This is a genomic window from Pseudomonas sp. 21 (genome assembly GCF_000955805.1).
Classification (GTDB): domain Bacteria; phylum Pseudomonadota; class Gammaproteobacteria; order Pseudomonadales; family Pseudomonadaceae; genus Pseudomonas.
Map to the genome: position 1 here is coordinate 19,793 of NZ_JYOA01000004.1, position 20,255 is coordinate 40,047.

General features: G+C 65.4%; 24 protein-coding genes. 11 read left to right on the forward strand and 13 right to left on the reverse strand.

What is annotated here, in order from left to right; genetic code table 11:
- The first annotated feature begins 23 nt into the window (after window positions 1–23).
- On the forward strand, window positions 24–254 hold the full coding sequence (locus tag UB43_RS09615) for a YheU family protein (protein WP_045210278.1): 231 nt from the start codon (window positions 24–26) through the stop codon (window positions 252–254).
- Between the two features lie 131 nt (window positions 255–385).
- Here UB43_RS09615 and UB43_RS09620 read toward each other — a convergent pair whose 3' ends face one another.
- From UB43_RS09620 to UB43_RS09665, 10 genes are all read right to left on the reverse strand, one after another.
- On the reverse strand, window positions 386–715 hold the full coding sequence (locus tag UB43_RS09620; protein ID WP_045210279.1) for a YnfA family protein: 330 nt from the start codon (window positions 713–715) through the stop codon (window positions 386–388).
- 31 nt (window positions 716–746) lie between these two features.
- Window positions 747–1,172 carry a hypothetical protein gene (locus tag UB43_RS09625; protein WP_017522014.1) on the reverse strand — a complete coding sequence of 142 codons (426 nt, stop codon included), beginning with the start codon at window positions 1,170–1,172 and terminating at the stop codon, window positions 747–749.
- A gap of 238 nt (window positions 1,173–1,410) precedes the next feature.
- Complete coding sequence (locus UB43_RS09630; protein ID WP_045210280.1) at window positions 1,411–2,223, reverse strand: SDR family oxidoreductase; 813 nt, start codon at window positions 2,221–2,223, stop codon at window positions 1,411–1,413.
- 167 nt (window positions 2,224–2,390) lie between these two features.
- A complete protein-coding gene (locus tag UB43_RS09635; protein ID WP_052969527.1) occupies window positions 2,391–2,690 on the reverse strand; it encodes a hypothetical protein in 300 nt (99 codons plus the stop codon).
- 250 nt (window positions 2,691–2,940) lie between these two features.
- On the reverse strand, window positions 2,941–3,099 hold the full coding sequence (locus tag UB43_RS29150; protein WP_045210281.1) for a DUF3309 family protein: 159 nt from the start codon (window positions 3,097–3,099) through the stop codon (window positions 2,941–2,943).
- Window positions 3,100–3,220: 121 nt separating this feature from the next.
- On the reverse strand, window positions 3,221–3,847 hold the full coding sequence (locus UB43_RS09645; RefSeq protein ID WP_045210282.1) for a 3'-5' exonuclease: 627 nt from the start codon (window positions 3,845–3,847) through the stop codon (window positions 3,221–3,223).
- A complete protein-coding gene (locus tag UB43_RS09650) occupies window positions 3,844–5,634 on the reverse strand; it encodes a putative nucleotidyltransferase substrate binding domain-containing protein (protein WP_045210283.1) in 1,791 nt (596 codons plus the stop codon). Before UB43_RS09650 ends, UB43_RS09645 begins: the two co-directional genes overlap by 4 nt.
- 75 nt (window positions 5,635–5,709) lie before the next feature.
- Window positions 5,710–7,380 carry a cation acetate symporter gene (locus tag UB43_RS09655; RefSeq protein ID WP_045210284.1) on the reverse strand — a complete coding sequence of 557 codons (1,671 nt, stop codon included), beginning with the start codon at window positions 7,378–7,380 and terminating at the stop codon, window positions 5,710–5,712.
- Entirely contained in the window at window positions 7,377–7,688 is a 312-nt protein-coding gene (locus tag UB43_RS09660) for a DUF485 domain-containing protein (RefSeq protein WP_045210285.1), read from the reverse strand. The genes UB43_RS09655 and UB43_RS09660 overlap by 4 nt, the downstream gene beginning before the upstream one ends.
- Before the next feature lie 212 nt (window positions 7,689–7,900).
- Entirely contained in the window at window positions 7,901–8,755 is an 855-nt protein-coding gene (locus UB43_RS09665; RefSeq protein WP_045210286.1) for a glycine betaine ABC transporter substrate-binding protein, read from the reverse strand.
- Window positions 8,756–9,039: 284 nt separating this feature from the next.
- Between UB43_RS09665 and UB43_RS09670 the strand changes: the two genes are divergently transcribed.
- Both UB43_RS09670 and UB43_RS09675 read left to right on the forward strand, forming a co-directional pair.
- Complete coding sequence (locus tag UB43_RS09670; protein WP_045210287.1) at window positions 9,040–9,252, forward strand: DUF2061 domain-containing protein; 213 nt, start codon at window positions 9,040–9,042, stop codon at window positions 9,250–9,252.
- A 74-nt stretch (window positions 9,253–9,326) separates the two neighbouring features.
- Window positions 9,327–10,886: a beta-1,6-glucan synthase gene (locus UB43_RS09675; protein ID WP_045210288.1), complete on the forward strand. Its 1,560-nt coding sequence runs from the start codon at window positions 9,327–9,329 to the stop codon at window positions 10,884–10,886.
- Window position 10,887: 1 nt separating this feature from the next.
- On the opposite strand, the gene UB43_RS09680 is transcribed toward UB43_RS09675, so the two are convergent.
- Window positions 10,888–11,253 carry a hypothetical protein gene (locus UB43_RS09680; protein ID WP_045210290.1) on the reverse strand — a complete coding sequence of 122 codons (366 nt, stop codon included), beginning with the start codon at window positions 11,251–11,253 and terminating at the stop codon, window positions 10,888–10,890.
- Between the two features lie 110 nt (window positions 11,254–11,363).
- Here UB43_RS09680 and UB43_RS09685 point away from each other — a divergent pair, with 110 nt between their 5' ends.
- The 5 genes from UB43_RS09685 (at window position 11,364) to UB43_RS09705 (ending at window position 15,738) form a co-directional block, all read left to right on the forward strand.
- The gene (locus UB43_RS09685) at window positions 11,364–11,930 is read left to right on the forward strand and encodes a hypothetical protein (protein WP_045210291.1); all 567 of its coding nucleotides are present in this window, start codon (window positions 11,364–11,366) and stop codon (window positions 11,928–11,930) included.
- Between the two features lie 69 nt (window positions 11,931–11,999).
- Window positions 12,000–12,485, forward strand: coding sequence for a GNAT family N-acetyltransferase (locus tag UB43_RS09690; RefSeq protein WP_045210292.1), 486 nt, complete (start codon window positions 12,000–12,002; stop codon window positions 12,483–12,485).
- 85 nt (window positions 12,486–12,570) lie between these two features.
- Entirely contained in the window at window positions 12,571–13,920 is a 1,350-nt protein-coding gene (locus UB43_RS09695) for a serine/threonine protein kinase (protein ID WP_045210293.1), read from the forward strand.
- A gap of 4 nt (window positions 13,921–13,924) precedes the next feature.
- Entirely contained in the window at window positions 13,925–14,737 is an 813-nt protein-coding gene (locus UB43_RS09700) for a VacJ family lipoprotein (protein ID WP_052969528.1), read from the forward strand.
- 140 nt (window positions 14,738–14,877) lie between these two features.
- Entirely contained in the window at window positions 14,878–15,738 is an 861-nt protein-coding gene (locus tag UB43_RS09705; protein WP_045210294.1) for a pirin family protein, read from the forward strand.
- A gap of 121 nt (window positions 15,739–15,859) precedes the next feature.
- On the opposite strand, the gene UB43_RS09710 is transcribed toward UB43_RS09705, so the two are convergent.
- Together UB43_RS09710 and UB43_RS09715 are read right to left on the reverse strand one after the other, a co-directional pair.
- A complete protein-coding gene (locus UB43_RS09710; protein WP_045210296.1) occupies window positions 15,860–17,044 on the reverse strand; it encodes a patatin-like phospholipase family protein in 1,185 nt (394 codons plus the stop codon).
- Between the two features lie 45 nt (window positions 17,045–17,089).
- The gene (locus UB43_RS09715; protein ID WP_045210297.1) at window positions 17,090–18,019 is read right to left on the reverse strand and encodes a lipid A biosynthesis lauroyl acyltransferase; all 930 of its coding nucleotides are present in this window, start codon (window positions 18,017–18,019) and stop codon (window positions 17,090–17,092) included.
- A gap of 144 nt (window positions 18,020–18,163) precedes the next feature.
- On the opposite strand from UB43_RS09715, the gene minC reads away from it, so the two are divergent.
- From minC to minE, 3 genes are all read left to right on the forward strand, one after another.
- Complete coding sequence (gene minC, locus UB43_RS09720) at window positions 18,164–19,111, forward strand: septum site-determining protein MinC (protein WP_045210299.1); 948 nt, start codon at window positions 18,164–18,166, stop codon at window positions 19,109–19,111.
- A 61-nt stretch (window positions 19,112–19,172) separates the two neighbouring features.
- Window positions 19,173–19,988: a septum site-determining protein MinD gene (gene minD / locus UB43_RS09725; protein ID WP_017522034.1), complete on the forward strand. Its 816-nt coding sequence runs from the start codon at window positions 19,173–19,175 to the stop codon at window positions 19,986–19,988.
- Entirely contained in the window at window positions 19,985–20,239 is a 255-nt protein-coding gene (minE, locus tag UB43_RS09730; protein WP_045210300.1) for a cell division topological specificity factor MinE, read from the forward strand. The genes minD and minE overlap by 4 nt, the downstream gene beginning before the upstream one ends.
- The last annotated feature ends 16 nt before the right edge of the window (window positions 20,240–20,255 follow it).

Here is a 20,255-nt window from a genome sequence, read left to right on the forward strand (position 1 = left end):
GCTGCGATTTCGAGTACCCCGCCATGCTGATTCCTTACGACCTGATCGAAGCCGACACCCTCGACAACCTGCTGGAAGACTTCGTCACCCGCGAAGGCACCGACAACGGCGACGACACGCCGCTGGACGTGCGCGTGGAGCGCGCGCGCCATGCGCTCAAGCGCGGCGAGGCGGTGATCGTCTTCGATCCGGAAAGCCAGCAGTGCCAGCTGATGCTGAAAAGCGAAGTGCCCAAAGAGTGGCTGGAAGACTGAGTGACGGCTTTTCGTAGGAGCGAGCTTGCTCGCGAACCCTACGCTCACCGAACACACCAGCGCTGACGGTTACTCCGTTCGCGAGCAAGCTCGCTCCTACAACGTCCGGTCCTCTGCCGATGGACGGCAGATCAGGGCGCGAGGCGAGGCCCGAGCAGCACCACGCTGGCGCCGATCACGCAGAGCGCCACGCCGACCCAGTCGCTCCACAGCGGGCGACTCTTCTCGACGAAAGCCAGCCAGAACAGCGACGCGGCGACGTAAATGCCGCCGTACGCGGCATACGCACGCCCGGCGTAGTTTGCCTCGACACGGGTGAGCAGCAGGGCAAATACCGTCAGGCTGAGCAACCCGGGAATGACCCACAGAGCGCTCTTGTCCAGGCGCAGCCAGAGGTAGAAGGCGTAGCAGCCGGCGATCTCGCAGAACGCGGCAAGGACGAACCAGAGGTAGTTGATCATGGGGTACTTTCCGTGGCGGGCAGTGCGCCGGTCAGCCGCGCAGGCCGCCCTCGCGTTCCCAGGCGCAGCGCACTTTCAGCTCGCCTTCGCGGGGGCTGTGGAAGCCGTTCTCGGACTCCCAGCGGAAGGTGTGGCTGCCGTTGACTTCGGTTTCCAGGTGCACCACCGCGCTGGCCCAGTAGAGGCGGCGCAGCAGGGCTTCGAACTGTTCGACCCAGAGTTTCCACTCGTACTCGATGGTCTGGTAGCTGGCGCCGAAATGGATCACCTGGGACTGGTACAGGCCCGCGCCTTCGGTCTCGCAGCGGCTGAACATCTCGCGGCCGAGGAACGGCCAGGCCTCGCCCATGGGCAGGCTGTCGAGCACCTTGCGGTTGGCGGCGCGGCGCAGGCGGCGCTCCATCGAGTCGCCGGGCCAGTCGCGGATGCAGCCATAGACGATGGATTCAGAGTGCAAGCGGGTTCTTCCTTCAATGACACCGGAGCCTTCTAACACAGGCCTGACGATGCGCAAAGCACGAATCCCAAGCGTTGGGCAGTCGCCCGAAAAAGCAAAAGCCCCGCGAAATGAGCGGGGCTTTCACCGGGGTCCAACGTACATCAGCCAGGCAGGCCGGTGACTAAAACTAACCCTTTGCACCGGCCTGGGCAAGCCCTGTCTTTCATTGCACCGAAAGGGGGCGAAAACCCTGCGATTACGAAAGACTGCGGCGCTTGGCCTGCATCTTCTCGGCCATCTTCGCCATCTCGTCGTAGATCGCCTGCGGGTTCTGCTGCTTGATCTGCCAGGCCATGCGGCCCTGCTCGTGGGGCAGGATCATGAAGACATCGCGGGCCACTTCCTGGTGGATGTAGTCGGCGATGTCGGCGGCGCTGATGGGCGAGCTTTCCAGCAACTTGCCGACCTGGGTCTTCATTTCCGGGCTCGGGCCGCGGAAGGAATCCAGCAGGTTGGTCTGGAAGAACGACGGGCAGACCACGTGGACCTTCACGTCCACCAGGCTGAGGTCGGCCAGCAGGCTTTCCGAGAGCGCCACCACGCCGGCCTTGGCCACGTTGTAGTTGCTCATCGCCGGGCCCTGCATCAGGGCAGCCATGGAGGCGATGTTGACGATGCGCCCCTTGCTCTTCTCCAGCAGCGGCAGGAAGGCCTTGCAGCCCTTGACCACGCCCATCAGGTTGATCGAGATCTGCCAGTCCCAGTCTTCCAGCGACAGTTCGCTGAAGAAGCCGCCGGAAGCGACCCCGGCGTTGTTGACGATGATGTCGATGCCGCCGAATTTCTCTTCGCAGGACTGCGCCAGCTGGGTCAGCTGGCTGTAGTCGCGCACGTCGCAGCGCTGGGTGAAGCCGTCACCGCCGGCCTCGCGCACCAGCTTGAGGGTTTCCTGCAGGCCTGCTTCGTTGACGTCGGCCAGCGCCAGCTTCCAGCCCTCGCGGGCCCAGCGCAGGGCGATTTCGCGTCCGAGGCCGGAACCGGCGCCGGTGATCATGATGCGATTTTGCATAGGGGAGGTCTGCCTTTTCTTGTCTTGTTCGGGACGGGTGATCGACAGGGTTTGTCGACGACTGTGGCCCGAAGTGTAACCAAGGCTTTCCGCTATCAGCGGCGAAATCAGGGCGCTGAATGCCCCTGGCAAACCGCCGGCGCACTAGCGCTTCGCGGGTTGCGCGGTCAGGCCTGGAGGAGCACGCAGAGCTTGCCCAGTACCAGGGCGATACCGGCGGAGACAAGGAGGTGGGCGGCGCAGTTGATGCGCTCGCGCTTGAGCTGGGCGAATTGCCGGATGCGGTAGCGCAACAGGAAGCTGCCCAGCGCCACGGGAAGCGCCGGGCCGAGGAAGGCGAATTGCCAATAGCGGTCCGGGTTGACCACCGGGTCCAGGGTCATGGCTTCGGCCAACGGCGGCAGGCCCAGCCCGCACTGGACGAGCAACCACACCACGCCGAGCACAACCAGTACGACGCCCAGCATCCCTACAACTCCCTGATGGCAAAGGCCCAGTATGTTAGTACAGGAGCCCCGCGAGGGCTGTGCGACGAATCACCCTGTGACGTATCGGCGCGCTGACAGTTGCAGCGAGGACAGCCATTGGCAATGGAGCGGGCATTGCCAATGGAGCGAGGATCGAATCATCGCGGACGGAGTCCGCTCCTGCGCGGCGATGAGGTCCGTGGCCGACGTAGGAGCGGACTCCGTCCGCGACGCTCTTGCCAGTGCCCGGTCAGATATGTCCGAGCAACAACAGCACCAGCAGGACGACCAGTACGACACCGATGACGCCCGAGGGGCCGTAACCCCAGTTGCGCGAGTGGGGGAAGACCGGCAGGCCACCGATCAGCATCAAGATCAGGATGATCAACAGAATGGTCCCGAGTCCCATATCGTCTCTCCTCTTTCAGTCGACGAGGGGCGATGGCTCGCGGTGGTGCGATAGGCCAGCGCTTATGGTTTCCGACTGGGAGGACGCGCGGAAGATTCAAAGAATCTGCACGGACTCGGGATCAGCTCAAATCGCGGGGTAATGAGCCCTTGCGCAGGCGCAGGAACATCAGCGCGGCGGTGCGCGCATCACCGATAGCGGTGTGACGGCCTTCGATGGGGATATCCAGATTGCGCGCCAGGGTGTCGAAGCGCAGGTCCAGGTGCAGGTCGGGAAAGCGCCGGCTCATCTTGCGGTGGTAGATCTCCGAGACCTCCACGCGGGGGTTGTCCAGCCGTGCAGCGAGTTGCTCACGCAGGTGCCGGCGCAGCACGGCGACGTCGAAGGACAGGTAGTAACCCAGCAGCGGACGTTCGCCGATGAAGGCCTGCACCCGGCGCAGCGCCTCCACCAGCGGCAGCTGGCCTTCGAGGTCGGCGCGGCGCAGCTTGTGGATGCGGATCGACTCGCCGTCCAGCGACGACGGCGGCTCCACCAGCAGTTCCAGGCGCTCGCCGAGGATCAGCTTGCCACGGCGGATCACCACCGCGCCGATGCTGAGGATGTCGGCCTTGCGCGGGTCGAGGCTGGTGGTTTCCAGGTCCAGCGACACCAGCTCTTCCGCTTCCGCCGGATCATGCCGCCACCAATAGAGGCGGCGACGCCAGGCGGACCAGTGCGGATCGGGGGCAACGACGCAGGCGTTCATCGGGTCTCCAGGTGGAATTGGCGGCTCAGGCTCTGCTTGAACTTCTTCACGGTGTGCAGCCCGAAGCGCAGCAGGTCGCGCTCGTGGCGGCTGAGACGGGAAACATCGAGCCCCTGTTCGCGGCCGTCGCGCTGGCCGTCCAGTTGCTGACGCAGGCGCAGCTGGAGAAACAGCTCGAAGGCTTCGACCAGGTTGTCGACCAGCGACTCATCCAGCACGCCAAGCGCCTTCAGGGCGGCGAGGCGGCCAAGTGTGCCGCGCTCGTCCAGCCCTTCGCGCACGGCCAGCACGCGGGCGCCGTGGACGATGGGAAAGATGCCGCCACGCTTCACGTCCAGCTGCGCGTCCTGGGTTTTCAGTTGGCCGAGGAAGGTCAGCGGCGTGTCGAACTGCAGGGCCGGCAGCGCCAGGTCGCTCATCCAGCGGCTACTGTCGCCGGCCAGCTCGTACTGGCATTCGCGCAGGCTGTCGAACAGCCTCCGGTTGCCCGCCACCGGCCAGGCATCGGCGAGGATCGACAGGCGCATCAGTTGTTCGGGGCGCCCCTGCAGCGGCAGCTCGCGCAACTCGCGCTGCCATTCCGACAAGGGTTTGCACCACTCCGGCCGGCTGGCCATCACGCCGCCGGGACACGTCGGGTAGCCGAACTCCAGCAACGCGGCGGAGAAGCGCTGCATCAGCAACAGGCCCTGCTCCACCGGCAGGCCGTCGTCGAGGATCAGCGCGTTGTCCTGGTCGGTCTTGAGCAGTTGCTCCGCGCGTCCTTCGCTGCCCATCACCAGCAGGCAGCAGCGGCCGCGCAACACCGGCGGGACCTGCAGTTCGAAGAGGCGCTCGAGCAGTTGCTCGTTGAGTGCGCTGACCAGTTGCATGATGAAGCGCAGGCGGATGCCATTACCCGCCAGGGTCGCGATCAGCGTGTGCAGGGTCTCGGCGGCGGCGCGCAGCTCGGCCTCGCTTTCGGCGCGGGCAATGCGCAACGCCAGCACGTGGGAGTGCGTGGAGAACAGGCTGAGCACCTGGGTCAGGTGCAGCAGGCCGACCACCCTGCCCTCTTCGCACACCGCCACGCGTTCGATGCGCTGGCGGGTCATGAGGATCATCGCGTCGAAAAGAAAATCGCCCAGCTCGACGTGGCTCAGCGGCCGGTGCGCCAGCGGGCCGATGGGTTGCGCCTCGCTGAAGCCGTCGCGGAAGTGCGCGGTCATCAGGTCGGTGCGGGTGACGATGCCCAGCGCGCCGTCCTCGCGCACCAGCAGCGCGTCCGCGCCGCGGCTGAGTTGCAGGCGCGCCGCGTCACCCAGCGACAGGCCGGGCTCGACTTCGATGGCGGGCAGCAGGTGCTCGATGGCAATGCGGGTCAGGATGAATTCGGCAAGGTTCTGCCCGTCGCGGCGTTCCAGCTGGCGCTTGCTGGCCAGGTCCGCGCGGAAGAAGCGGGCGAACTGCGGGTTATCCGTGCACAGCTGGTGGAACACCGCCGCCGGCAGTTCGTAGACGATGCTCTCCTCCACCGCCCGGTAGCGGTGCTTGCTGCTGCCGGAGAACAGCCCGCGCACGTCGAACAGGTCCTCGGCGCCGTACTGGGCGAACAGCTTGCCGTCCTCGCCGCACTCCTCGATCACGCCCTTCATCAGCACGAACAGGCAAGGCACCGGCGCCCCGGCTTCGAGCAGCACTTCGTCGACGGTGTAGTAACCCACGCTCAGCGCGTCGCGCAGTTGCTCGCGCTCCAGCGGGCGCAACTGGTCGAAGGGAGGCGAGGCGAAATTGAAATCGTCGGACATCCGTAATCCTTCCCTGTCAAAAAAGCGGGGCCGGAGGTGTTTCCATCTCCGGCCCCGGCAGGTTAGCTCAGGCTATCAGTGGGCAGCTGCGCCACTGGCACCCAGGCCGGTCTGCGAACGGATGAACTGCGGGAAGAAACGCGCGCGCTCTTCGTCGGCAGCGGTCGACTTGTCGGTGATGGAGAAGAACCAGATGCCGATGAAGGCCACGGCCATGGAGAACAGCGCCGGGTACTCGTACGGGTAGATGGCTTTCTCGTGGCCGAGGATCTGTACCCAGATGGTCGGGCCGAGGATCATCAGGGTCACCGCGGTGATCAGGCCGAGCCAGCCGCCGATCTTCGCGCCACGGGTGGTCAGCTTCTTCCAGTACATGGAGAGCAGCAGTACCGGGAAGTTGCAGCTGGCGGCGATGGAGAAGGCCAGGCCGACCATGAAGGCGATGTTCTGCTTCTCGAACAGGATGCCGAGCACGATCGCGACCACGCCGAGGCAGACGGTGGTGATCTTCGAGACGCGCAGTTCATCCTTCTCGTTGGCCTTGCCGCCCTTCAGCACGCTGGCATACAGGTCATGGGAGACGGCCGAGGCACCGGCCAGGGTCAGGCCGGCAACCACCGCAAGGATGGTGGCGAAGGCCACGGCGGAGATGAAGCCCAGGAACAGGCTGCCGCCCACGGCGTCGGCCAGGTGCACGGCGGCCATGTTGTTGCCGCCCAGCAGCGCGCCGGTGGCGTCCTTGAAGTCCGGGTTGGTGCTGACCAGCAGGATCGCGCCAAAGCCGATGATGAAGGTCAGGATGTAGAAGTAGCCGATGAAGCCAGTGGCGAAGAACACCGACTTGCGGGCTTCCTTGGCGTCACTGACGGTGAAGAAGCGCATCAGGATGTGCGGCAGGCCAGCGGTGCCGAACATCAGCGCGAAGCCCAGGGAGAACGCCGAGATCGGGTCCTTCACCAGGCCGCCGGGGCTCATGATGGCCTCGCCCTTGGGGTGGACCTTGATGGCTTCGGAGAACAGGGTGCTGATGTCGAAGTTGACGTGCTTGAGCACCATGATCGCCATGAAGGTGGCGCCCGAGAGCAGCAGCACGGCCTTGATGATCTGTACCCAGGTGGTGGCGAGCATGCCGCCGAACAGCACGTACAGCACCATCAGGATGCCGACCAGCACAACCGCGACGTGGTAGTTCAGGCCGAACAGCAGCTCGATCAGCTTGCCGGCGCCGACCATCTGCGCGATCAGGTAGAAGGCCACGACCACCAGCGACCCGCAGGCGGACAAGGTGCGGATGTCCTTCTGCTTGAGGCGGTAGGACGCCACGTCGGCGAAGGTGTACTTGCCCAGGTTGCGCAGGCGTTCGGCGATCAGGAAGAGGATGATCGGCCAGCCGACCAGGAAGCCGATGGAGTAGATCAGGCCGTCGTAGCCGGAGGTGAACACCAGCGCGGAAATACCCAGGAAGGACGCGGCGGACATGTAGTCGCCGGCGATCGCCAGACCATTCTGGAAGCCAGTGATGCTGCCACCGGCGGTGTAGAAGTCGGCGGCGGATTTGCTGCGCTTGGAGGCCCAGTAGGTGATGCACAGGGTCAGGCCGACGAAGGCGACGAACATGACGATGGCGGAGACGTTCAGCGGCTGGCGCTGCACCTCGCCGGTGAGGGCGTCAGCCCAGAGTGCGGGGGCCCAGAGCGCGGGAACGAGGGCGGCCAGCGCGAGGGCCGCAGAATTTCGGCCTTTCATTGCTGGGCCTCCTTGAGGATTTCCTGATTCATGCGGTCGAATTCGCCGTTCGCGCGGCGCACGTAGATGCCGGTGAGCACGAAGGCCGAGAGAATCAGCCCGACACCCATGGGGATGCCCCAGGTGACGGACGAATCGGCACTGATCTTCGCGCCGAGCAGTTGCGGCTGGAAGGCGATGAGCAGGATGAAGAGCACGTACAGGCCCAACATGATCAGGGAGAGCAGCCAGGCGAATCGCTCGCGCTTGGCCACCAGCTCTTTGAAGCGCGGATTGGTATCAATCCGCTGGTAGATGCTGTCGTTCATTTTGTTCTTGTCCTCACAGCGGGGATGACGCGGATGTCGTCGATCCCTAATTTATTGGAGCGCTGCAAGGGCTCCAGACGACTTTAGTCGTAGCGATTTGCCCTCTCTTGCGAACAAGCCCGGAATAGACGCTTCGGCATAAAAAAATCCCCCGCGAACTGTTCAGTTCGCGGGGGATTTTTCTGTATCGCGTGTGAGTTCGGTCTAGCTGCTTACAGCCATTCCTTCACCCGATCAGGATGCGCCTCGACCCACTTTTTGGCAGCCACTTCCGGCTTCTCGCCGTTCTGCACGGCGAGCATCACCTCGCCGATTTCCTGGCCGTCCTTCCACTGGAATTTCTTCAGGAAGGCCCAGACTTCCGGTGCCTTCTTCTCCAGTGCCGGGTTCGCCACGCTGTCCACGTGTTCCTCGTCGCCGTAGACCTTTTTCGGGTCTTCGAGGAATTTCAGTTTCCACTTGGCGAACATCCAGTGCGGAATCCAGCCGGTCACCGCAACGGCCTTCTTGTCGTTCTCCGCGCGGGTCAGCTCGGAGATCATGCCGCTGCCGGAGCTGGCCACCAGCTTGTAGTCCAGGCCGTAGTCCTTGATCGCCTGGTCGGTCTTGAGCATCACCCCGGCGCCGGCGTCGATGCCGACGATGCGGCCGCCGAAGTCATCCTTCTGCGCATTGAGGTCTTCGATGCTGTTGGCTTTCACGTACTCCGGCACGATCAGGCCGATCTTCGCGCCCGGGTAGTTCACGCCCAGGTTGACCACCTTGTCCTTCATCTTCTCGTAGTAGGCGCCGTGGGTTACCGGCAGCCAGGCCGAGAGCATGGCGTCAAGCTTGCCGCGCGCCACCCCCTGCCACATGATCCCGGCGGCGACCGGCATCAGCTTGACCTGGTAGCCGAGCTTCTCGCGCATGATCTCGGCGGCGACGTGCGTGGTGGCCACGCTGTCCGACCAGCCGTCCACGTAACCGATGGTGATTTCCGGCTTGGCCGCCGCACCGGCCAGCCCGGCCGCAGCCGACAGCACCAGCCCTGCGCCCAGGCCCAACAGGCGTCGCATCATAGACATGGTTTTCTCCCCGTGATTTTTCGTTGCGGCGTCCGGTGGACCCGGCGCCATTCGCGGTCTTGGCCGCCCTTTCATGATCGGCGCCCGCTGCTGGCGAACTGCTCTGAGAACGACGCCAAACGGTCCGATCCGCGACAGAACCCGTCCATCCACGACCGCGCCATTCCAACCACGACCCCGCTGCCGGCCTATCGCCTCCATACAGAGGCTCGATTACCCGCAGGGGTTCCCCCGCAGTAGTCTTTCAGCAACGGAGAATCATTCTCGACTGGAGGATCGCCACCATGCTCAAGACCGTCACCTTCACCCTGATGCACTTCATGATCGCCTTCAGCGTCGCCTACGCGCTGACCGGCAGCATCACCGTGGGCGGCCTGGTGGCGATCGTCGAGCCGCTGTGCAACGCGGTGGGCTTCCACTTCCACGAGAAGTTCTGGAAGCGCCTGGAGGGCAACGCGGCCCAGCCGACGCACAACTGGATTCACCGTCACGCGTGAGCGTCCCGCGCGGGCACTGACGGCGGCGAGCGGCGTTGCTAAGATGCGCGCCTCGCCACGGTTCGCGTGCCCTCATGCCCCAGTCCTCGCGCTTTCCTCTCCTCCCTTATTGCCTCGCGCTGCTGCTTGCCCTGATCGCCCTCTGCGGGCTCTGGTACGGCCTGGGAAAACCGGTGGTCCTGCCCGACGCAGCGACGCCCACGCACAAACTTCAGTGCGCGTCCTACAGCCCTTTCGCCAAGGACCAGTCGCCCTTCGACCAGCCCTTCGTCCTGCGCCCGGAACAGATGGACGCCGACCTGGCGCTGCTGGCGACGCGCTTCGAGTGCGTGCGCACCTATTCCATGACCGGCCTGGAAGGCATCCCGGCGCTGGCGCGCAAGCACGGCCTGAAGCTGATACTCGGCGCCTGGGTCAACGCCAACCCGGCGGACACCGAGCGTGAACTGGAGGCGCTGATCCAAGCCGCCAACCAGTACCCGGACGTGGTGCAGGCGGTGATCGTCGGCAACGAGACCCTGCTGCGCAAGGAAGTCACCGGGCGCTACCTGGCCGGACTTATCCACAGGGTGAAAGCCCAGGTGCGCCAGCCGGTGACCTACGCCGATGTCTGGGAGTTCTGGCACCAGCACCCGGAAATCGCCCCAGCGGTGGACTTCATCACCATCCACCTGCTGCCCTACTGGGAAGACAACCCCAGCGGCATCGACGATGCCCTCGCCCACGTGGCGAAGATCCGCGAGGACTTCGGTCGCGAGTTCGCCCCCAAGGACATCCTCATTGGCGAGACCGGCTGGCCCAGCGAGGGCCGCCAGCGCGAAACCGCCCTGCCCAGCCGGGTCAACGAGGCGCGCTTCATCCGTGGCTTCGTGCACATGGCCGAGGAGAAAGGCTGGCACTACAACCTGATCGAAGCCTTCGACCAGCCCTGGAAGCGCCAGAGCGAAGGCGCGGTGGGGGGTTACTGGGGCCTGTTCAGCGCCGACCGCGAGGAAAAAGGCGTGCTCGCCGGGCCGGTCAGCAACCTGCCGGGCTGGCCGCTGTGGCTGGGACTTTCCGGCGTGATCCTGCTCGGTGGATTGCTGGTCGCCGGCCGCCCCGCCGCTGCCCGCAGTGCCTTCCTGTTGCCGCTGGTTGGCGCCCTCGGCGCCGGCTGCATCGGCCTGTGGCTGGAGCTGTCAGTGATCACCAGCCGCTTCTGGGGCGAGTGGCTCTGGGCGGCGGCACTGGTTGGCTTGAATCTGCTGGTACTGCTGCACATCAGCCTGGCGCTGTCGGCTCGGGCCGGCTGGCGCGCGAAGGCATTCGATTGGCTGCAGCGCCACGCCGGCCTGTGGCTGGCAGCCGCCGGCTTCGCTGGCGCGGTGCTGATGCTCGGGATGGTCTTCGATGCGCGCTACCGCAGCTTCCCCAGCGCGGCCCTGCTGTTCCCGGCGCTGGTCTACCTGTGCCGACCGGTTGATGCACCGCGCCGCGAAGCGCTGCTGCTGGCACTGATCATCGCCGTCGGGATTCCCGCACAGCTGGCAATGGAAGGCCTGAGCAATCTTCAGGCACTGGGGTGGGCGGCGGTAAGCCTGCTCCTGCTGGGTGCGCTGGTGCGCGGGCTGCGCCCGGCAGAACGAAAGGCCTGACTCAGCGGGCCGGCGCGCGTACCAGGCGAAGCCCGGCCAGCACCACGGCGAAGACGGCGAGCCCGGCGTTGTAGAGCACCAGCGCCGGCAGCGTGACCAGCATTGCCAGCACCGCCAGCCACCAGCCCGCCCGGCGCGGCACGAAGAAGGCCAGCAGCGAAAGCCCCAGCGCCAGCTTGCCGAACACGCCGAAATGAATTGCCCAGCCCAGTTGCGAGCGCGCGCTGCACTCCCAGCGCGTGGCCTCGTCGGCGCAGATACCCACCCAGCGACTGTCCTCCATCAGCCCGAAACGCAAGCCGTAGCTGGCGGCCAGCCAGAGCGCCAGGGCGAGCAGCAGGAAGATCAGGGGCAAACGACGGGACATGGCGCCACTACTCCGGGAGGCGGGAAATCGGCGCCCAGCATAACCAGCGCCAGGGCCGATGCAAGCGGGGCCGGTTGCAGCCTAGACTTCGCCCAGCAATGGAGCCTTCGATGAAACGATCGACCCTGTTCCTGCTGGCCTGCCTGGCAGGCAGCTTCTGGTGGCTATGGCCGACCGAGCGTCCCCAGGCGCCGCAGCAACACAGCCAGACACTGGCCAATGGCGGCTTCCGCCTGGAGCGCTATTCCATCTATCCACTGCAGGACTTCAGCATCGAGGCCCGTGTGCTGGGCCGCGAGGATTACCGTCTGGGGCGCGAGACCGAACTCTCGCCCACCGACCTCGCGCTGGGCTGGGGTCCGATGGATGACCCGCGCGTGCTCGCCGATATCCGCATCAGCCAGGGCAACCGCTGGTTCTACTGGCACGCCGACCAGTTGCCGATCCCTCGCCGCGAGCTGGAGACCCATGCCGCCAACATGCACATGATCCCCGCCAATGACGACGTGGCGCGCGCCCTGGCCCAGGTCAGCGCCGGGGAACATGTGCGCCTGTCCGGCAAGCTGGTGCGCGTGGAAGGCGACGACGGCTGGCGCTGGGTCAGCTCGCTGACCCGCGAGGACACCGGCGCCGGCGCCTGCGAGCTGGTCTGGCTGGAAAGCCTGGAGCGTTACTGAAGCGCCCTGTTGCCAGCGGCGCGGGGCTTTGGGCATGCTCCGGAGCATTCGCAGCACAAGGATATCTTCATGCCCCGCGTTACCCTGCGCCCCGCCGCCCCCGACGACATCCCGCTGATCCTCGAGCTGATCCGCGAACTGGCCGACTACGAAAAGCTGGTCCACGAAGTGAAGGCCGACGCCCAGCGCATGCACGATCACCTGTTCGGCCCGCGCCCCTATGCCGAGGTGCTGATCGGCGAGGTGGACGGCGTGCCCCAGGGGTTTGCGCTGTTCTTCCACAACTACTCCACCTGGCTGAGCCAGCCCGGCATCTACCTCGAAGACCTCTACGTACGCCCCGCCGCGCGCGGCGCCGGCCTGGGCAAGGCGTTGCTCACGGAGCTGGCGCGACTGGCAGTGGAGCGTGGCTGTGGCCGACTGGAATGGTCGGTGCTGGACTGGAACGAACCGGCCATTGGCTTCTATCGCAGCCTGGGCGCGCGCCCACAGGACGAATGGACCGTCTATCGTCTAACCGGTGACGCACTCAGGGACCTCGCGCGCAAAGGCTGACAAGCGAGTTGCACTTGTCGGAAATGTGCTGGTCTTAATCGCCGGTCACCCTAGAGTTGGCCTCCTCTTGAAAGGACTCCGAAGCATGACATTTCTTGACCGCGTGGCAGCCCTGATCGGTTGCCTCGCACTGGGACTCGGCGGGTCGGCATTTGCCCGCGATGTGGATCAGGCCAGTTACGGCTACCCATTGATCAACCCGTTCGAGGCGACCATCGCCACCACCCCGCCGGAGCTGCGCCCCCAGCTGCCGTCGGACGACGACATCCGCCAGTCGGACTACGCGCTCAAGCTGCGCCCGGAGCGCGAGCACGAACTGCCGAGCAACTTCTGGCCGGTGAAGAAGCTGCACTACCGCCTGGCCTGGCAGAAGCACAAGGCGCCGCTGGTCTTCATCATCGCCGGCACCGGCGCCAACTACGCCAGCACCACGCCGGAGTACCTCAAGCGCCTGTTCTACAACGCCGGCTACCACGTGGTGCAACTGTCCTCGCCCACCAGCTGGGACTTCATGGTCGGCGCATCCCGCGTCGCCACGCCCGGCTACACCCCCGACGACGCCGATGACCTGTACCGGGTGATGCAGGCCGTACGCGCGCAGCATCCGGACCTGCCCGTCAGCGACTACTACCTGACCGGCTACAGCCTCGGCGCGCTGCACGCGGCCTTCGTCAGCAAGCTCGACGAATCCCGCCGCAGCTTCAACTTCAAGCGCGTGCTGCTGCTCAACCCGCCAGTGAACCTCTACACCTCGGTGAGCAACCTCGACAAGCTGGTGCAGACCCACGTCAAGGGCATCAACGACACCAACACCTTCTACCAGGTGGTGCTGGCCAAACTGACGCGCTACTTCGAGCAGAAAGGCTATGTCGACCTCAACGACGCCTTCCTCTTCGACCTGCAGCAATCCAAGCAGCACCTCTCCAATGAAGAGATGGCCATGCTGATCGGCGCGGTGTTCCGCTTCTCCTCCGCCGACATCGCCTTCACCTCCGACCTGATCAACCGCCGCGGCCTGATCACCCCGCCCAAGTACCCGATCACCGAAGGCACCAGCCTGACGCCGTTCTTCAAGCGCGCCATGCAATGCGACTTCGAGTGCTACATGACCGACCAGCTGATGCCGCTATGGCGCGCCAAGTACGACGGCGGCAGCCTGCCGCAGCTGATCGACCAGGTCAGCCTGTACGGCATTCAGGATTACCTGAAGGAAAGCCCGAAGATCGCCGTCATGCACAACGCCGACGATGTCATCCTCGGCCCGGGCGACATCGGCTTCCTGCGCCGCACCTTCGGCGACCGCCTGACGCTCTACCCGCGCGGCGGCCACTGCGGCAACCTCAACTACCGCGTGAACGCCCAGGACATGCTGGGCTTCTTCAAGGGACAGGGTGCCCCGGCCGACGGCCTGGCCACCGCGCAGACAGGGAACTGACTCCATGCCATTCCGCCATTCCTGGACTCTTGCCCTGCTGCTGGCCTGCGGCATCGCCCAGGCCGAGACCGCACAACCGGTACAGACGCCCATCACCACCAAGTTCGACATGGTCCCGGACGAAGACGGCTTCAAGCACCCGCTGGACGCGCTGAAGTTCAACCCCGGCCTGGACCAGCGCGAGTTCGAGCGCGCCACCTTCGACGCCCTCAATGTCTACGACCCCTGGGAGTCGTGGAACCGCCGGGTCTATCACTTCAACTACCGCTTCGACGAGTGGGTCTTCCTGCCCGTGGTGCACGGCTACGAATACGTCACCCCGCACTTCGTGCGTACTGGCGTAAGCAACTTCTTCAGCAACCTGGGCGAAGTGCCGACGCTGCTCAACAGCGTTGCCCAGCTCAAGCCCCAGCGCGCGGCGAACAGCACCGCGCGGCTGCTGTTCAACACCATCTTCGGCATCGGCGGCCTGTGGGACCCGGCCACCGCCATGGGCCTGCCCAGGCTCAGCGAGGATTTCGGCCAGACCCTGGGCTACTGGGGCGTGCCGGACGGCCCGTACCTGATGCTGCCGATCCTCGGCCCGTCCAACCTGCGCGACACCGGCGGCCTGGTCACCGACTTCATCGCTGCCCGCGAAGTGAATTACCTGGACTACTCCGACATCAGTCGCGAGTACTGGGAGCTGCCGGTGCTGGAGATCGTCAACAAGCGCTACAGCAACAGCTTCCGCTACGGGCAGATGAACACGCCCTTCGAGTACGAGAAGCTGCGCTACTTCTACACCGAAGCCCGGCGCCTGCAGATCCAGGAGTGAGCCGGAACCGCCGCCTTCGGGCGGCGGTTTTCTTTCGACACAAACATCGAATTCATCGATAGTTAAACTGAAAAACTCGCAACCATTCATCCATCAATTGGGACTAGGATGATCTCCATTCACAGATCAAGGAGGTCCCCATGACCCGCTTACGTACCGTGATCGACCAGCACATCGGCCACCCGGCCTCCGACGGCGCCGGCGTGCGCCTGACCCGCGTGATCGGCGGCCCCGGCATCGAACGATTCGATCCGTTCCTGATGCTCGACCAGTTCGACACGCAGAACCCCGACGACTACATCGCCGGCTTCCCGGCCCACCCGCACCGTGGCTTCGAGACCGTCACCTACATGCTCGAAGGGCGCATGCGCCACGAAGACCACCTGGGCAACACCGGCCTGCTCAAACCCGGCGGCGTGCAGTGGATGACGGCGGCCCACGGCATCATCCACAGCGAGATGCCCGAGCAGGTGGAAGGCGCCATGCGCGGCTTCCAGCTATGGCTGAACCTGCCGGCGAAGGACAAGCTGTCCCCGGCCGGCTACCGCGATATCGAGCCGAAAGACGTGCCGCGCGTGACCACCGGGCAAGGTGTGGGCGTGACGGTGATCGCCGGGCGCTTCGACGACGGCGAGACCGCTATCGATGGTGCCGTGCAGCGTCCGGGCACCGAGCCGCACTATTACGACCTGGTGCTGCCGGCGGGCGCCTCCGTGGCTCCGCGCATTCCGGCAGGCCATCGGGTGATGCTGTACGTCTACGAAGGTTCGCTGCAGGTGCCGGGCGAACGTGCTGACGAGACCGTCGCCACCAACCGCCTGGTGCGCCTGGACCAGGGCGACGAGATCCGGCTGTCCAGCGACCAGGGCGCGCGCGTCCTGCTGCTGGCCGGCAAGCCGCTCAATGAGCCCATCGTGCAGTACGGCCCATTCGTGATGAACAGCCGCGAGGAGATCGAGCAGGCCCTGCGCGATTACCGCGACGGCGTTTTCGCGGTCTGACCGAGACGCACAGGGCTGGCTACACGTAGGAGCGGACTCCGTCCGCGATGGTTTCCCCACGCGCCTGATGCCAATCGCGGACGGAGTCCGCTCCTACGCTCATGGAAACACCGCCGCGGGCCTACAGCGACCAATCCTCCATCCCCAGAAAGCGCGCGATCTCCGCGCGCTTTTCCATGGCATCGCGATACCCCAGATCGATCAGCGCATTGCAGTAGCCCGGCTCGAACAGCAGGTAGCTGAGCACGCCCGCTCCGCTCGCCTTGGTCGCCCCCGGTCCGCGCAGGAACAGGCGCAGCGGCTTGGGCAGTTCGTGGCGGTACTGCGCGGCGATTTCGTCCAGCGGACGACTGGGTGAAATCAGCAGCACATCCACCGGCGCCAGCCCCAGCGTGGCGCGGCGTGCCTGTTCGGGCACCAGCGAGCTGAGGAAGTTGATGCGGTGCAGCAGCTCAATGTCGCCTTCGAGGCTGTCGATGAAAGTGCTGTTCAACAGGTGGATACCCACCTGCGCCAGGCTCGGTGGTTGCCCTGTGCGGTAATTGGCCACCTGCTCGTTGGCGCTGCCCACCGTGGGGTTGCCGCTGACACCGATCACCAGCACCCGGTTGGCGCCCAGGTGCAGCGCCGGGCTGATCGGCGCCTGCTGGCGCACCGCACCGTCGCCGAAAAACTCGCGGAGAATCTTCACCGGGCGAAACAGCAGCGGGATCGCCGAGCTGGCCAGCAGGTGCTCGATCTGCAGGCGCGTCGGCACGCCGATGCGGCGGTGGCGCAGCCAGGGATCGATGGTCGCGCGGCCCTGGTAGAAGGTCACCGCCTGCCCGGATTCATAGCCGAACGCAGTGACCGCCACCGCGCGAAGGTTGCGCCGGCGTACGGCGGCGGCGATACCGGAGAGGTCCAGCTCACGTTCGAGGAGATAGCGCAGCGGCGTGCTGTCCAGCAGCGCCACCGGCTCGCGCTTGCCCAGCCCCAACAGGCTGTGGCCGAGGAACTTGAAGGCCTGGCTGCACACGCCGGGCCAGTCGGCGCGATATACCTGCCCGGTGCGAAAACCCTTCCAGACCTTGGTCAGGCGTTCCACCGCGCCGGTGAAGGACAACGCCCCGCAGGCCAGCCCGACGGCATTGATGGCGCCGGCGGAGGTGCCGACGATGACCGGAAAGGGATTCTCTGCACCCTCGGGCAGCAGCTCGGCGATGGCGGCCAGCACGCCGACCTGGTAGGCCGCCCGCGCGCCGCCGCCGGAAAGTATGAGGCCGGTGACGGCCGGGGAAGTCGGTGCAGTGGCGGAGTCGGTCACAGCTGAAGTCCTTGTCGCGTCGTTACCAGCGTAGACCGCCCCGGCCTACTTCTTGTCGTAGAGCTTGGGCTCGCCCTCGGGGCGGCTCTTGAAGCGCCGATGCGCCCAGAGGTACTGCTCGGGCTGGCGGCGAATCTCGCTCTCCACCCACTGGTTGATGCGAATGCAGTCGGCCTCTTCGCTCTCGCCGGGGAAATCCTCCAGCGGCGGGTGGATGGTCAGTCGATAGCCGGAGCCATCAGCCAGGCGCGACTGGGTAAAGGGCAGTACCAGCGCACGACCCAGGCGAGCGAACTTGGTGGTGGCAGTGACGGTAGCGGCCTGGATGCCGAACAGCGGCACGAACAGGCTCTGCTTGGCGCCATAGTCCTGGTCCGGCGCGTACCAGATGGCGCGGCCGGCGCGCAGCACCTTGAGCATGGCGCGCACGTCCTCGCGCTCGATGGCGGTCGCGTCGGCGTTGTGCCGCTCGCGGCCGGTACGCTGGACGAAGTCGAACACCGGGTTGTCGTGCTCGCGGTACATGCCGTCGATGGTCTGCACCTGGCCCAGCAGCGCCGCGCCGATTTCCAGGGTGGTGAAGTGCATGGCCATGAGGATCACGCCCTTGCCTTCGGCCTCGGCCTTCTTCAGGTGCTCGATACCTTCGATGTGGGCCAGCCTGGCCAGGCGGGCCTTGGGCCACCACCAACTCATGGCCATCTCGAAGAAGGCGATGCCGGTGGAGGCGAAGTTTTCCTTGAGCAGGCGCTTGCGCTCGGCGGCGGACAATTCGGGGAAGCACAATTCCAGGTTGCGCGCGGCAATCGCCCGGCGGCTGCCGACCACGCGGTACATCAGCGCCCCCAGTCCGCGGCCCAGGCCCAGCAGCGCCGGGTACGGCAGCTGCACCACCAGCCACAGCACACCGAGGCCGAGCCAGAGCGGCCAGTGGCGGGGATGGAGGAACTCACGGCGAAAGGTGGGGCGGTCCATGGAACTTTCCGGCAAGGTCAAAGCCCGACATTCTACCTTGCCGGCGCACACCGCGCCCGCCTTCACGCCCTGGCCGTGCGCCACGCTTGCGGCTGCCGGGGCGCTCCGTTATAAGTCCACACCATTTAGTGATGCAGCCTGACCATGAGCCAAGCCGACCTTCTCGACCACGATCCCGTATTCCAGCTCAAGGGCAGCATGCTGGCCGTCACCGTTCTGGAACTGGCCCACAATGACCTGCCGCGCCTGGATCGCCAGCTCGCCGACAAGGTCGCCCAGGCCCCCAACTTCTTCCGCGACACCCCGCTGGTGCTGGCGCTGGACAAGCTGCCCGACGGCGAAGGCCAGCTCGACCTGCAAGGCGTGCTGGACATCTGCCGCCGCCATGGCCTGCGTACCCTGGCCATTCGCGCCAGCCGCGAGGAAGACATCCGCCTGGCCACCATGTTCGACATTCCCGTGCTGCCACCGTCGGGCTCCTCCCGCGAGCGCGCGGTCGAGCCCAGGGACGCTGTCCCGCAGGTGACTGGCGCCGTGCCGGTACGTCGCCCGCGTGGCGAGAAGCTCTCCGAGAAGGTGGTCGAGCAGGCCGCCGGCGCTGGCGTGCAGGCCGACAACAGCGTGGAGAAGCCGGCCGAGCAGCCCGCTGAAAGCCAACCGGGAAAACCGGCCGAAGTCGCCGCCGAGGCTACCGCCGACGCCCAGGAAGCCGCTCCGGAAGCGGCTGCGGAAAAGCCTGCCGAGCCGCCGGCGCCGGTCGTCCGACCGACCAAGCTGGTGACCACCCCGGTACGCGGCGGCGTGCAGATCTATGCAGCCGGCGGCGACTTGATCGTGCTCGCTCCCGTCAGCCCGGGTGCGGAACTTCTCGCCGACGGAAATATCCATGTGTACGGTCCGATGCGCGGTCGTGCCCTGGCCGGTGTCAAGGGCGACACCAGCGCGCGGATTTTCTGCCAGCAACTGGCCGCGGAACTCGTGTCCATCGCTGGTAATTACAAGGTCGCCGAAGACCTTCGACGCAGTCCGCAATGGGGGCAGGCGGTGCACGTCAGCCTGTCGGGTGACGTGTTGAACATCACCCGCCTTTAACGGATACTGCCGCGACTTTCAGGGACCAGAATTCTTCGTTTTTTCTTTGGGGTGAATCACCTTGGCCAAGATCCTCGTAGTCACTTCCGGTAAGGGTGGCGTCGGTAAAACCACCACCAGCGCAGCCATCGGCACCGGCCTGGCCCTGCGCGGCCACAAGACCGTCATCGTCGACTTCGACGTAGGCCTGCGTAACCTCGACCTGATCATGGGCTGCGAACGCCGCGTGGTTTACGACTTCGTCAACGTCATCAACGGCGAAGCGACCCTCACCCAGGCCCTGATCAAGGACAAGCGCCTCGAGAACCTGTTCGTGCTGGCCGCCAGCCAGACCCGCGACAAGGACGCACTCACCCAGGAAGGCGTCGGCAAGGTCATCGAAGAACTCAAGCAGTCCTTCGACTATGTGATCTGCGACTCCCCGGCCGGCATCGAGAAAGGTGCCCACCTGGCCATGTACTACGCCGACGAGGCGATTGTCGTGACCAACCCGGAAGTTTCCTCGGTCCGTGACTCCGACCGCATGCTCGGCCTGCTTGCCAGCAAATCCGCCCGCGCCGAGAAAGGCGAGGACGCGATCAAGGAACACCTGCTGCTGACCCGCTACAACCCCGAGCGCGTCACCAAGGGCGAAATGCTCGGCGTCGAAGACGTCGAGGAAATCCTGGCCATCCGTCTGCTCGGCGTGATCCCGGAATCCCAGGCGGTGCTCAAGGCATCCAACCAGGGCGTACCGGTCATCCTCGACGAAGAAAGCGATGCCGGCCAGGCGTACAGCGACGCCGTCGAGCGACTGCTGGGCAAAGAAATGCCCCACCGTTTCCTCGACGTGCAGAAGAAAGGATTCCTGCAACGACTGTTCGGAGGACGTGAATGAGCCTTTTAGATTTCTTCCGCAGCCGGAAGGCGCAAAACAGCGCATCCATCGCGAAAGAAAGACTCCAGATCATCGTCGCCCACGAGCGCGGCAACCGTTCGCAACCGGACTACCTCCCGCAGCTGCAGAAAGACCTGCTGGAAGTGATCCGCAAATACGTGCCCATCGACCAGGAACAAGTCCAGGTCGAGCTGGCCAACCAGGGCAGCTGTTCGATCCTGGAACTCAACATCACCCTGCCGGAGCGTTGATCCGGCTTTGGTGAAC

Excerpts from the sequence above, each read along its gene's own strand:
- UB43_RS09615 (WP_045210278.1), top strand. The coding sequence starts at position 24 with ATGCTGATTCCTTACGACCTGATCGAAGCCGACACCCTCGACAACCTG.
- UB43_RS09620 (WP_045210279.1), bottom strand. The coding sequence starts at position 715 with ATGATCAACTACCTCTGGTTCGTCCTTGCCGCGTTCTGCGAGATCGCC.
- UB43_RS09630 (WP_045210280.1), bottom strand. The coding sequence starts at position 2,223 with ATGCAAAATCGCATCATGATCACCGGCGCCGGTTCCGGCCTCGGACGC.
- UB43_RS09635 (WP_052969527.1), bottom strand. The coding sequence starts at position 2,690 with ATGCTGGGCGTCGTACTGGTTGTGCTCGGCGTGGTGTGGTTGCTCGTC.
- UB43_RS29150 (WP_045210281.1), bottom strand. The coding sequence starts at position 3,099 with ATGGGACTCGGGACCATTCTGTTGATCATCCTGATCTTGATGCTGATC.
- UB43_RS09645 (WP_045210282.1), bottom strand. The coding sequence starts at position 3,847 with ATGAACGCCTGCGTCGTTGCCCCCGATCCGCACTGGTCCGCCTGGCGT.
- UB43_RS09650 (WP_045210283.1), bottom strand. The coding sequence starts at position 5,634 with ATGTCCGACGATTTCAATTTCGCCTCGCCTCCCTTCGACCAGTTGCGC.
- UB43_RS09655 (WP_045210284.1), bottom strand. The coding sequence starts at position 7,380 with ATGAAAGGCCGAAATTCTGCGGCCCTCGCGCTGGCCGCCCTCGTTCCC.
- UB43_RS09660 (WP_045210285.1), bottom strand. The coding sequence starts at position 7,688 with ATGAACGACAGCATCTACCAGCGGATTGATACCAATCCGCGCTTCAAA.
- UB43_RS09665 (WP_045210286.1), bottom strand. The coding sequence starts at position 8,755 with ATGTCTATGATGCGACGCCTGTTGGGCCTGGGCGCAGGGCTGGTGCTG.
- UB43_RS09670 (WP_045210287.1), top strand. The coding sequence starts at position 9,040 with ATGCTCAAGACCGTCACCTTCACCCTGATGCACTTCATGATCGCCTTC.
- UB43_RS09675 (WP_045210288.1), top strand. The coding sequence starts at position 9,327 with ATGCCCCAGTCCTCGCGCTTTCCTCTCCTCCCTTATTGCCTCGCGCTG.
- UB43_RS09680 (WP_045210290.1), bottom strand. The coding sequence starts at position 11,253 with ATGTCCCGTCGTTTGCCCCTGATCTTCCTGCTGCTCGCCCTGGCGCTC.
- UB43_RS09685 (WP_045210291.1), top strand. The coding sequence starts at position 11,364 with ATGAAACGATCGACCCTGTTCCTGCTGGCCTGCCTGGCAGGCAGCTTC.
- UB43_RS09690 (WP_045210292.1), top strand. The coding sequence starts at position 12,000 with ATGCCCCGCGTTACCCTGCGCCCCGCCGCCCCCGACGACATCCCGCTG.
- UB43_RS09695 (WP_045210293.1), top strand. The coding sequence starts at position 12,571 with ATGACATTTCTTGACCGCGTGGCAGCCCTGATCGGTTGCCTCGCACTG.
- UB43_RS09700 (WP_052969528.1), top strand. The coding sequence starts at position 13,925 with ATGCCATTCCGCCATTCCTGGACTCTTGCCCTGCTGCTGGCCTGCGGC.
- UB43_RS09705 (WP_045210294.1), top strand. The coding sequence starts at position 14,878 with ATGACCCGCTTACGTACCGTGATCGACCAGCACATCGGCCACCCGGCC.
- UB43_RS09715 (WP_045210297.1), bottom strand. The coding sequence starts at position 18,019 with ATGGACCGCCCCACCTTTCGCCGTGAGTTCCTCCATCCCCGCCACTGG.
- minC (WP_045210299.1), top strand. The coding sequence starts at position 18,164 with ATGAGCCAAGCCGACCTTCTCGACCACGATCCCGTATTCCAGCTCAAG.
- minE (WP_045210300.1), top strand. The coding sequence starts at position 19,985 with ATGAGCCTTTTAGATTTCTTCCGCAGCCGGAAGGCGCAAAACAGCGCA.